Genomic DNA, 11,735 nt, shown 5'->3' on the forward strand with positions numbered 1-11,735 from the left:
CCGGGGCGGAGGCCGGGGACCGGGAGGCCGCGACTCCGGCCCCGCAGGGCCTCAGGCTCCGCCGGGCCTCAAGCCCCCGCCAGCTCGGCGTTCGCGCGTTCCGTGATGAGGGTCAGCACGCGGCCGGCGACCGCGAGGTCCTCGGCCGGAATGCCCTCGTACAGCCGGGCTGCGATCCCGAGGCTCTCGGCGGTGGTGGTCTCGTGCAGCTCCCGTCCGGCGTCCGTCAGGCGCAGCCGGGAGGCGTGTGCCGGCACCTGCTCCACGAGCTTCGAGGCCGTCAGCTCGTCGATCACGCCGTGCACGACGGACTCGTCGGTCTTGAGCGAGCCGATGACGTCGGTGACGAGCTCGTCCCGATCGACGGAGTCGCCCGCGACCGAGACGGCCCGGAGCGCGACGCTCTGCTCGAAGGTGATTCCGTGGCGGGTCAGCACCCGCTCCAGGAGGGCGCGGGGGGCGTAGTGCGCCAGGGCGACGACGCGACCGTTGAGGATGGGTGCGGTGGTGGTCATGACTGCTCCTCGGTGTTCCCGGTGTTCCCGGTGTTCCCGGTGTTCCCGGTGTTCTCGGTGTGCGGGTCAAGAGGCGCTTCGAGCAGGACCGCGAGCTCGCGGGTGAACTGCCGTGCGCGCGGGCTCTTCTGTCCCCCGAGCGGCTCCAGCATCTGGTCCAGGAGGCCCTGGACCACCGTGATGGCGCGGCCGGTGACGTCGCGCCCCTGCTCGGTGAGCGAAAGGCGCATGGCGCGCGGGTCGTCCGGGTCCCGGGTGCGGGCGACGAGTCCGGACGCCTCCAGCGCGCGGGCGAGCTTGGAGACGTACAGCGCTTCGAGCCCGCTGTGGTCGGCCAGCTGCCGCTGGCTCGGTTGGCGCCCGGAGCGCGCCATGCCGTACAGGGACCCCATCAGCGCGTACTGGGCATGGGTCAGGCCCAGCGGTGCGACCGCCCGGTCGACGGCCACCCGCCACTTCATCGACAGGCGCCAGACCAGGAATCCCGCCGTGGCGCTCTCGGTTTCCGAACTCATGAGAGATACCGTACATGGCTACTGTGTACATGGCTACTATTTTCCGGCTCGGGCCCTGAGGTCGATGGCCGCCGGGCCCGAGCCGCCGGCTACCGGCCCTTCGCGCCCAGGGCCACCAGGCCGCCCATGCCCATCACGTACACCTGGCCGCCGCCCGCCCGCCCGGTCGAAGGCCCAGACGTGCTTCGCGCTGAACGCGACGACCGTCCCGTCCTCGCCCAGGATCTGGACCAGGGGCTCGGAGACGGGCTTCGTCCACAGGGCCTTCGCCGTGAACCCGTCGCCCAGCGGGCGCGCCGGGTCGGTGCGGGCGGGGGCGGGAGCCTTGGCGGCGGTCGTGGGCTTCGGCTTCGACGGGTCGTCCCGCCCCAGCCGCACCGAACCCGGTGCCGCCGCCCGCGAGCGCCACGGCCCCGCCCGAGAGACCGAGGGTCAGCAGCCGGCGCCGGCCCGGGTCCGCCGGGCCCGGCGGTGCGTACGGCGGTGCGGAGGGCGGTACGGGCGGCAGGGGAGGCGCCGGTGCCGCCGGCGGCACGGCCGCCGCGGGCACCGAGGGCGCCATGACCGCCGCCGCCCGCTCGATCGCGGCGATCAGCGCGGGCGGCAGCCACACCTCAGACGTCCGGGGGGTACCGGCCTTCCGGACGAAGTCGACGACCTGGCGCGGGGAGGGCCGGTCGCCCGGGGCCTTCGCCAGACACGCGGCGACCAGGAGCCGCAGTCCTTCGGGGACCGCCGACAGGTCCGGCTCCTCGTGGGCGACGCGCCGCAGGACGTCCTGCGGCTGCCCGTCGCCGTCGCCGTCGAAGGGGCCCGCGCCGCGCGCGGCGAACACGAGGGTCGAACCGAGCGAGAACACGTCGCTCGCCGGGGTGAGCGGCTGCCCGAAGGCCTGCTCGGGCGACATGTACGCGGGCGTGCCGAGGATCATCCCGGTGGCCGTGAGCGCCGTCGCGTCCGTGGCCCGTGCGATGCCGAAGTCGATGAGGTGCGGCCCGTCCAGGGCGAGCAGCACGTTCGCCGGTTTCAGGTCCCGGTGGATCACCCGCGCCGAATGGATCCCCACCAGGGTCTCGGCGAGGCCGGCCGTGAGCATCCGTAACGCGTCCTCCGGCAGCGGGCGTGCGTCCCGACCGCGCGGTGCAGCGAGACGCCCACGACGAACGCGGTCGCCATCCACGGCGTCCGGGCATCCGGATCCGCGTCCACGACCGGCGCCGTGAAGGCCCCCGACACCCGCCGCGCCGCCGCGACCTCGTGCCGGAACCGGTCCCGGAAGGCGCCGTCGAGGGCCAGGTCCGGCCGCACCATCTTCACGACCACCGTCCGGCCCCCGGACGACCGCCCCAGGTACACCGCCCCCATGCCGCCCGCGCCGAGCCGCGCGACGAGCGCGTACGGCCCGGCCTCCCGCGGATCGTCCGCGCGGAGTCGCTCCGTCGTGGCCCCCTCCCTCGACGGCCCCACAGGTCACCGGCGAGGAGGGCGTTCGTGTCCGGCTTCACGAAGTGCTCGCACGCGGGCCCCTCGTACGTCCGCCAGGGCCTGTCCGACCCTGATCCGGAAGGGAGGGCCTAGGCCTTCTTCGTCCTGGCCGCGGGGGAGTCCGGACCGCAGGACAGGCGGGCGGCCTCCGCGCCCGCGTCCCCCGCCTTCGCGTTCTCGATCGAGGTGGAGCACTCCAGGACGCCCGAACCGTCGATGGTCCAGCCGATCGCACGGCCCGCGGCCCGCTCGCCCTTGCCGCAGGTGTACTGGAAGTCGGCGGTGACCTGTCGTACGAAGGCGTATTCCACGATGGTCCCGGGGCCCTCGACGACGGTGCGGTTCGAGGCGGGCTTCGGCGCGGGCCGGTGGACGTCGGCGAAGGCGTAGACGTCACCCTCGGCGGCTTCCGTGTCCCCGATGTGGGCGCCGAGGGAGCGGAGCACGGCCTCCGCGTCGACCCTCGGGCCCTTCTCGAAGGTGACGGCGGTCGTCGGAGTGTGGAGCGGCATCTGCTCGTTCGTCACCGCGCCGCCCTTCCTGCCCAGCTTCTGCTTGGCGGCGACGCTGGTCAGCACGTCCCGCGTGTCGACGTTGAACCACGTGTACGTGCCGTTCGCGCAGGCCGTCCTGATCGCCTGCGTGGGCAGTGCCGCCGTCCCGCCGCTCTCGGACGTACAGGCGACCGTGCCGGAGAGCAGCGCGGCGACGGCGCACGCGGAGAGGCCGATCTTCGTGATCTTCATGCTCGTGTCCCCCTGAGACTTCGTGCCATTGGTCGATGGCGAAGTCGACCCTGCCTTCGAGGGGACTTGCCGGACAAGGGACTTGAGCCACTTCTGAGCTGGGCACGAGCCGCCGGGCCCGGGCTCTGGCCGGGCCCGGAGGGTGCCGGGCCGGCGCGGCTGTGCGGGGACGTCCGGGATGCCCCGTATCTCGGCGATCCGTCCGGGGTCCGACGGGGTCGTCCGGCATTACGGGGTCGTCCGGCGTTACGGGGTCGTCCGGCGTTCCGGGGTCGTCCGGCGTTCCGGAATGTGGAGCGGCGGTAAAGCGCGGGAAAAGTCCTGCTCGGCGGGCTGCGGTTCCCGTACGGAGCGTTTCCGTTCTCTTGACGCGTTCTTGGCGCCCCGAGGTCCCGCCCGGGCGTGTCGGAACAACGGATTCCGCAGGAGAGGGGCCATTGACCTGCGGTTCTGCTCGCGCTTCCATTCAGCCCGGGAGCCCATGGAACCACCTGATCACCAGCCGCCTCGGAGGCGATACCGCTCCCGTTCAGAACCACCGCTCGCATCGATCGGAACCGCCTGATGACCGACACCCTCAGCGCGCCGCACGCGTTGGCCCCCCAGACCGAACCCGTGCCGCAGAAACTCAAGCGTTCCATCGGTGTCGTGGGCGGTACATTGCTCACGCTCTCGTGCGTGACGCCCGCCTCCACCCTCTTCGTGGTCGTACCCGACCTCTTCGACGGAGTCGGCACGTACGCCGCTCTCACCATCGCCATCGGCTCGCTGCTCTGTATCGGCGTGGCGTTCTGTTACTCCGAGCTGGGCACCCTGATCCCCAGCGCGGGCGGCGAGTACGCCATCGTCTCCACCCTCTCGGGCCGCCTGGCCGGCTGGCTGGTCTTCGTCCTGTCCCTGCTGGTGGTGATGATCGTGCCACCGGTGATCGCCATGGGGACCGCCGACTACCTCGCCCCCCTGGTGCACATCCCCGCCCCGATCGCCGGCGCCGGCGTCATGCTCCTCGCGACCCTCGCGGGCCTCCTCGACCTGCGCGCCAACGCCTGGATCACCGGCATCTTCCTCGTCCTCGAGGTGATCGCGGCCGGAATCGTCGCGATCCTCGGCTTCGCCCACTCCGAGCGCGGCGTCGGCTCCCTCCTCCATGGCCAGGTCGCGGCCGAGGGCGGCTCGCACTCGCTCGTCACCGGCGCCATGGTCGTCTCCGGCCTCGCCATCGCCCTCTTCATCACCCAGGGCTTCTCGACGGCCGTCTACCTCTCCGAAGAGCTGGAGAACCCGCGCAAGAACGTGGCCCGCACCGTGCTCGCCACCCTCGCCATCTCGACCGCCGTCATCCTGGTCCCCGTCGTCGCCATCACCCTCGGCGCCGGCGACCTGGAGACCCTCACCGGCGGTGACATCAGCGGCATGATCGCGGCCTGGTCCAACTCGGCCGTCGGCACCTTCATCAGCCTCTGCGTCGCCCTCGCGATCATCAACGCCGGCATCGTCATGGTCATCCAGAACTCCCGCGTGCTGTTCGCCTCCGCCCGTGACAAGGCCTGGCCGGAGCCCGTCAACAACGCCCTGTCCCGCCTGGGCCGCTTCGGCTCCCCGTGGGTGGCCACCCTGGTCGTGGGCGTGCCGGGCGCGGCCCTGTGCTTCGTCAACCTGGACACCCTCTACGGCGTGACCGGCGTCTCCGTGACCGGCATGTACCTCCTGGTCGCCGTGGCGGCGCTGTTCAGCCGCCGGGGCGCGCACCGCGAGGTCGGGGCGTGGCGCATGCCGCTGTGGCCGGCCGTCCCGGTGGTGCTCATCGGCGTCATGGCGTACATCCTGTACATGCAGGACGTCGAGTACCTGCTGTGGACCGGCGGCATCACGGCGGTGGCCACCCTCTACTGGGCGCTGTACCTGCGGCCGCGCAAGGAGACCCGCTGGCTGGTCAGCATCCCGGAGGACGAGCAGCTCTGACCCTGCCGAAACCGTCCGACCCGAGGGCCGGGGCGCTTCTTGCGCCCCGGCCCTCGGGCGTGCTCCGGACGGGGCCGCCCCGTACGGCGATCACTCCGTACGGGGGTCGGTCGGTGCGTCCCGCGTGTCGTGACGGGCCCCGTGGGCAGCGGAAACGTATCTGTGCATGCATGACCACTGACATGGAACACCTGTTGAACGTACGTCTGTGCGAGCGATTCGGTGATGCGGCCGACTGGGCCGAGGTCACGTCCCTGACCGCCTCCCACCTCCGGGCCGTCGTCTCGGCGCTGGGGCCCGAACGCGCCGTGACCTTCCTGACGGCGGCGCGCCGAGCCCTCGAAGAGGAGGAATCCCGGGCAGGAACGATTCACCTGGGCTTCGGGGCCCACCTCTGGACCCACCTCGAAGACGCCGCCTGGAGCCCGTCGCCCCTGGCCGGGACCTCGGCCTGGGACGCGATGCTGACCATGCACCGCCTCTCCGTCCTGGCCCCCGACCCGGGCCTCGCCGCCCATCTCGACGCCGCCCTGGACGCCTGCCGCCACCGCCTCGTACCGGCGGTGGCCGGGTTCTGACCCCACGGGCCGCCGACCACGCCGAATACCCCCGAGGCCTTCGTCGCCCCGCCGGCCTCGGGGCGCCGCCCCCTCGTGAACGGACCGCCTCGAAGGCGCTTCGGGGTGAAGCGCCTCTGCCTATACTCCGGCGATGAACGCTCCCGTCACCTTGAAGGTCGCCGCGACGCCGACCGCTCCCGCCCTCGTCCTTCGCCCCTGGCACGTGGAAGACGTCACCGCGCTCGTCGAGGCGTACGAGGACCCCGGTCTGCGGCGTTCGACCGCCTCTCCCGTGGAGGGCGAGGACGACGCGCTGCGGTGGGTACGGGCTCAGGAGCGGGGATGGGCGGCGGGCGACCGGTTCGGCTTCGCCGTCCTCGAAGCGGCCCCTGACGCGGCGCCGCCCCGGTTGGTGGGCAACGTCGTGCTCAAGGAAGTCGCACCCGGCAAGCCCTCCGCCGAGGTCGGCTACTGGACGGCAGCGCACGCTCGCGGACGAGGCGTGGCCCCACGGGCGCTGGAGGGCCTGACCGCCTGGGCCTTCGACGCCTTCCGGGCCGACGGCCTGGAGGCCCTCGCACTCCTGCACCAGGTCGACAACCCGGCGTCCTGCCGCGTCGCCGAGAAGAGCGGCTACGCGTTCGAGCGCATCCTGCCGTCGACTCCGCCCGCCTATCCGCTCGACGGCCATCTGCACGTACGGCGCGCAACCGCCTGACACCGCCCGCGGGGACGCACGTGCCGGGGATCGACCAATCAACCGTCAGTCGATCGAAATTCGATCAATCGACAGGATTGCATTGACTCGATCACCGGTCGCACCTAGCTTCTGGCCGCACCCGACCGCCAGAAAGGTTGTTGCGTCATGACCGACAGAGCTTTGCCCGCACGGAAGGTGAGGGGCCGTGGGCTCCTCGCCGCCGTCCTCGCGTTCGGCGGAACCGCCGTCCTCACCGGCGCGCCCGCCGCGGCCGCGGGAAGCGTCACCTACGTGGACTGTTCGCGGGCGGCCGCCGGGGACGGCAGCCAGGCGGCGCCGTTCAACAGCATCGGACAGGCCAACGGGAAGACGTACGGACCCGGCGACACGCTCGCCTTCGCCGCCGGCACCGTGTGCACCGGCGCCCTCGCCCCGCAGGGCAGCGGCACCGCCGCCGCGCCCATCGTCCTCACCGGCTACGGCACCGGCGCCCTGCCCGTGATCGACGGCGGCGGCGCCCCCGACGCCGTCTCCCTCACCAACCAGGACCACTGGCGGATCGGCAACCTCCAGATCACCAACCCCGCCGCCGCCCTCGCCCGCCGCACCGGCCTGCGGATCTCCGCCACCGACGGAACCGCCCACAGCGGCTTCGACATAGGTGACCTCGTCATCGACCGGGTCGCCGGCCAGACGAACAAGAACAGCCCGACCACCGAGGACTACGTCCAGTCCGCCGGCATCGTCACCGGCGCGAGCGGCACCGGCTCGACCCTCAACGACGTCCACGTCCACGACAACCGGATCAGCAACACGGGCGGCGGCGGCCTCAAGATCCGCGTCGGCGCCATGACCGCCAAGGGCACCGGAGTCCTCATCGAGAACAACATCGTCAAGGACGTCGGCGGCGACGGCATCATCGCCAGCTACGCCGAAGCCCCCATGATCCAGTACAACAACGCCTCCGGCGTCGGCAACGGCGTCTACCCCTTCTCCGGCGGAAACTTCGCCGGCGTCTGGGTGCTCGGCGACCACAACCCGACCATCCAGAAGAACGCCGTGTACGGCATCACGCGGATGTCCGTCGCCGACAGCCAGGCCTTCGACTGCGACTGGGGCAACACCGGCACCTGCACGATCCAGTACAACTTCAGCCGCGACAACATCGGCGGCTTCTTCCTCGACTGCGACGGCTGCGGCACCATCGGCGCCGCCCAGCAGGTCATCCGCTACAACATCTCCGAGAACGACTGCCGCATGAGCAGCGTCAGCGCCGGCCGCTCCGCCCTGCACATGTACAACAACGTCCTCTACTGCACGGACAAGAAGTTCAGCATCACGCTCCCCGACGAGAGCGTCGTCGAGAACAACATCTGGGTGGGGACCACCGACTCCCGGCTGCCCACCGGCGCCGGGATCTCCTGGCTGTGGAACGTCTTCCAGGGCGTGCCCCGGCCCACCGCCAACGGCATCGTCGGCGACCCGCGGTTCGTGAACCCCGGCACCGGCGGCGACACGATCCATTCCGTCGACGGCTACAAGCTGCGCGCCACGTCACCCGCCCTGAACAACGGCTCCGTGATCAGCGGCAACGGCGGTCGCGACTACTGGGCGAACCCGGTGAGCGCCACCACGAAGCCGCACCGCGGCGCGTACAACGGACCCGGTCTGTAAGGGTCCCGGCGCCGAGGGCGGGTGGGGTCCGTCCTCGGGCCGCGCTCACGGCGCCACGTGGTAGTACCGGGTGCAGGAGAGGACCATGCCGTCGTCGGCGATCGTGAAGACGTCCACGAAGCGCAGGTCCTGCCCGTCGGTGCCCGGGACCACGCGGCGCCCCGTGGCGACCACGCTGCGGTCCTGGCCCACGACCCGGTCGATCTCGTAGCGGGTCCTCGGCACGGAGTGCCCGAAGTGGGTGTGCAGGACCGCCGGGCGCCCGTGGAACGGGGGCAGACCCGGCAGTTCGAGGACCACGCCGTCGTGCAGCAGGGAGGCGCACGAGTCCAGGTCACCGGCGTCGAGGTAGTCGTAGACCAGGCGGACGTGGTCGATTCCTGCGGCGGTGACCAGGTCGGCCGGTCCCGGCAGCCCGGTGCTCGTGTCATCTTGGCGGTTCAACGGCTGAGCCCCTTTCACTCTCGGCCAGGATTCTGGGGGGAGCCGCCAACTCCGCGTTATCCCCCCTCTATCTCCGACCGGGATCTTCACGGCATGGACAGGGCGGGGGTGGTTGTGGAGACTGTCCTCACTCGGACCTGACGTGTCAACTCGTTTCTTTGGTGGGGGAATCGGTGACGGACGACATCGGGGACAGATCCCAGGAACTCCCGGACATGTCGCCCCTTGCCTTCCGGGTCCTGGGACCGTTGCAGGTCCACGGCCCCGACGGACCGCTGCGGCTTCCGCCCGGGCGCCAGGAGGTGATCCTCGCGGCGCTGCTCCTGGAGGTGAACCGGGTGGTCAGCACCAACCACCTGGTGGACCTCATCTGGGAGGACAACCCGCCGGAGACCGCCCGCACCCAGGTGCAGATCTGCGTGTCGCGGCTGCGGAAGCTCCTCGCCGGAGCGGACGGCGAGGTATCGATCACGACCCGCCCCCCGGGATACGTCCTGCACACCGACGCGGCGAACGTGGACGCCGCGCTCTTCACCGACCTCGTCTTACGGGCCCGCCGACTGCGCGAGAAAGGGGAACTCGACCGGTCCGTACAGCTGTTGAGGGACGCCGTGACGCTGTGGCAGGGCGACTGCCTGTCCGGCCTCGACAGCGGCCCGCTCGCCAACAAGGCACGCCAGCTCAACGAGGAACGCCTGACCGCCGTCGAACTCCGCATCCAGCTCGAACTCGAACTCGGACGGTACGACGGGCTCGTGGGCGAACTGCAGAGGCTCACCCACGAACACCCCCTGCGGGAGAAGCTGCGCGGCCAGCTGATCCAGGCCCTGTACTGGTCCGGACGGCAGGCCGAGGCCCTGGAGGCCTTCCGCACCGCACGACGGTTCCTCGCCGAGGAACTCGGCCTCGAACCCAGCCGGGAGCTCAGGGAACTCGAATCGGCGATCCTCGCCGGCCGGCTCCCCGCGCCCACCGGATCCGGCCCGGTGCCCGTAGCCGTACGCGCACCGGGGGAGAAGGCGTCCCCCGAGGAGCCGGCGCAGCCCGCGGCCGTGGAGTCCGCGGAGGACACCGAGACGACCACCGCGCCGTCCGCAGAATCGGTTCGGCAGGACGCCGTGCCGCACCAGCTCCCCGCCGCCGTCGCCGACTTCGTGTCCGACGCCGACCGGCTCGCCGCCCTCGAAGAGGCGCTGACCGGACGACCCGGCCGCACCACCGTGGGACTCGCCGCGATCACCGGAAAGCCCGGCACCGGCAAGTCGACCCTCGCCGTGCACGTCGCCCACATGCTCTCCGAGACAGGCTTCCCCGACGGCCAGCTCTACTGCGACCTGCGCGGGACCACCGGCACCCCGGCCACCCCCGAGGAGGTCCTCGGACGGTTCCTGCGCGCCCTCGGCATCCCCGGCCAGCTCATCCCGGAATCCCTGGACGAGCGGGCCGAGATGTACCGCACCCGACTCGCCTCCCGCCGCGTCCTGGTCGTCCTCGACGACGCAGCCGGCGAGGGCCAGGTGCTGCCGCTGCTGCCCGGCAGCCGCGGCTGCGCCGTCCTCGTCACCGGCCGCGCCCGCCTCACCGCCCTGCCCGGCGCCCACCGCGTGGAACTCGACGTGCTCGCCGAGGACCGCGCCCTCGAACTGCTCTCGCGGATCATCGGACGCGAGCGGGTCGCCGGCGAGGCCGCGGCCGCGGAGGCCCTCGTCCGCACGGTCGGACGGCTCCCGCTCGCCCTGCGGATCGTCGCCGCCCGGCTCGCCGCCCGCCCGCACTGGACCCTGGCGTCCATGGTGCAGCGCCTCGCCAACGAGCGGCACCGGCTCGACGAACTCACGCACGGCGAGATGACGATGCGCGCCAGCCTGTCCCTGACGTACGAGGGCCTGGCACCGGAGGACCGCCGTCTCCTTCGCCTCCTGAGCATGGCGCAGGCACCGACCCTGCCGAGCTGGCTGGCGGGCGCCCTGCTCGACGACCGCCGCCCCTTCCCCTCGGACCTGATGGAACCGCTGGTCGACGTGCAGATGCTGGACGTCGCCGGAGTGGAGCGCACCGGCGGTTTCCGGTACCGCTTCCACGAGATCATCCGCGTGTACGCGCGGGAACAGCTGGCGGCCCACCACACGCCCGAGGGACGGCAGGAGGCGCTCGCCCGGATGGCGGGCGGCTGGATGCACCTGGCCCAGCAGGCCCACCGGAAGGTGTACGGCGGGGACTTCACCGTCCTGCACGGCGACGCGCCCCGCTGGGAACCCCCGGACTCGTACACGGACGAGGTCCTCGCCGACCCGCTGGCCTGGCTCGACGCGGAACAGGCCTCCCTGTGCGGGATGGTCGAGCACACCGCCGAGGCGGGCCTCCACGACCTCAGCTGGGACCTCGCGACCTCGCTCGTCACCCTGTTCGAGGTGCGCGGCCACTACGACCTGTGGGAGCAGACCCATCTGAGCGCCCTGGCCGCCGTCCGCAAGGCGGGCAACCTGCGCGGCACCGCCGCCGTACGCGCCTCGCTCGGATCGCTCTACATGAGCCGCAACCAGTTCGACACCGCCCGGCAGGCCCTGAACTCGGCACTCGACGTCTTCCAGGCGCTCGACGAGCCGATGGGCGAGGCACTGTGCCGGCGCGACATGGCCCTCATCGCCCGCAGCAGCGGCGACGACACCTCGGCCCTCGAGCTGTACCGGAGGTCCCTGGCCGACTTCGACCGGGCGGGCGACGTCGTGGGCCGCGCGATCGTCCTCACCCAGAGCGCGCACATCCGGATGCGGCAGGGCGAGATCGCGGCGGCACAGCGCCAGTTGGACGAGGCGCTCGACATCTACGAAGGGGTCGGCTACACCGGCGGCCGCGCGAGAACACTGCGGCGCGTCGGACAACTGCTGCTCGAACAGGGCCGGAGCGACCTGGCGGTCCTGACCTTCACGGAAGTGCTCGAACTCTGCCGGGACTCCGGCGACGTCATCGGAGAGGGCCATCTGCTCCACGACCTGGGGCACGCCTTCGTCATCATGGGCCGTCCCGACCGGGCCCGGGACTTCTTCGACCGCGCGGTGACCGCGCGGGAGGGCGTCATGGATTTCAGCGGTGGCGCGCTGGCGCGCCTGGACCTCGCCCGTCTCCTCGACACG

Annotated in this window: 10 protein-coding genes; 5 read left to right on the forward strand and 5 right to left on the reverse strand. The window is 71.8% G+C overall.

What is annotated here, in order from left to right:
• Positions 1-68: 68 nt before the first annotated feature.
• From CCN56_RS14315 to CCN56_RS14330, 4 genes are all read right to left on the reverse strand, one after another.
• Positions 69-515, reverse strand: coding sequence for a MarR family winged helix-turn-helix transcriptional regulator (locus CCN56_RS14315; RefSeq protein WP_086827013.1), 447 nt, complete (start codon positions 513-515; stop codon positions 69-71).
• Positions 512-1,030: a MarR family winged helix-turn-helix transcriptional regulator gene (locus tag CCN56_RS14320; protein WP_086827015.1), complete on the reverse strand. Its 519-nt coding sequence runs from the start codon at positions 1,028-1,030 to the stop codon at positions 512-514. The genes CCN56_RS14315 and CCN56_RS14320 overlap by 4 nt, the downstream gene beginning before the upstream one ends.
• A 133-nt stretch (positions 1,031-1,163) precedes the next feature.
• Complete coding sequence (locus tag CCN56_RS43875; RefSeq protein ID WP_373412854.1) at positions 1,164-2,504, reverse strand: serine/threonine-protein kinase; 1,341 nt, start codon at positions 2,502-2,504, stop codon at positions 1,164-1,166.
• A 100-nt stretch (positions 2,505-2,604) separates the two neighbouring features.
• Positions 2,605-3,261, reverse strand: a complete 657-nt coding sequence (locus CCN56_RS14330; protein WP_086827017.1) for a hypothetical protein — start codon at positions 3,259-3,261, stop codon at positions 2,605-2,607.
• 564 nt (positions 3,262-3,825) lie between these two features.
• On the opposite strand from CCN56_RS14330, the gene CCN56_RS14335 reads away from it, so the two are divergent.
• From CCN56_RS14335 to CCN56_RS14350, 4 genes are all read left to right on the forward strand, one after another.
• Entirely contained in the window at positions 3,826-5,223 is a 1,398-nt protein-coding gene (locus tag CCN56_RS14335; RefSeq protein ID WP_041127527.1) for an APC family permease, read from the forward strand.
• Positions 5,224-5,393: 170 nt separating this feature from the next.
• Positions 5,394-5,801: a hypothetical protein gene (locus CCN56_RS14340; protein ID WP_143664520.1), complete on the forward strand. Its 408-nt coding sequence runs from the start codon at positions 5,394-5,396 to the stop codon at positions 5,799-5,801.
• Between the two features lie 133 nt (positions 5,802-5,934).
• On the forward strand, positions 5,935-6,501 hold the full coding sequence (locus CCN56_RS14345; RefSeq protein WP_086827020.1) for a GNAT family N-acetyltransferase: 567 nt from the start codon (positions 5,935-5,937) through the stop codon (positions 6,499-6,501).
• A gap of 147 nt (positions 6,502-6,648) precedes the next feature.
• Complete coding sequence (locus CCN56_RS14350; RefSeq protein WP_086827022.1) at positions 6,649-8,157, forward strand: right-handed parallel beta-helix repeat-containing protein; 1,509 nt, start codon at positions 6,649-6,651, stop codon at positions 8,155-8,157.
• A 45-nt stretch (positions 8,158-8,202) separates the two neighbouring features.
• Here the strand turns inward: CCN56_RS14350 and CCN56_RS14355 are convergent, their stop codons facing one another.
• Entirely contained in the window at positions 8,203-8,601 is a 399-nt protein-coding gene (locus CCN56_RS14355; protein ID WP_086827024.1) for a nuclear transport factor 2 family protein, read from the reverse strand.
• Positions 8,602-8,816: 215 nt separating this feature from the next.
• Between CCN56_RS14355 and CCN56_RS14360 the strand changes: the two genes are divergently transcribed.
• Positions 8,817-11,735: AfsR/SARP family transcriptional regulator (locus CCN56_RS14360; protein WP_086827026.1), on the forward strand; the 2,919-nt coding region annotated here is incomplete at its 3' end.

The organism is Streptomyces sp. NRRL B-24572 (genome assembly GCF_002156145.1).
Taxonomy (GTDB): Bacteria; Actinomycetota; Actinomycetes; order Streptomycetales; family Streptomycetaceae; genus Streptomyces; species Streptomyces vietnamensis.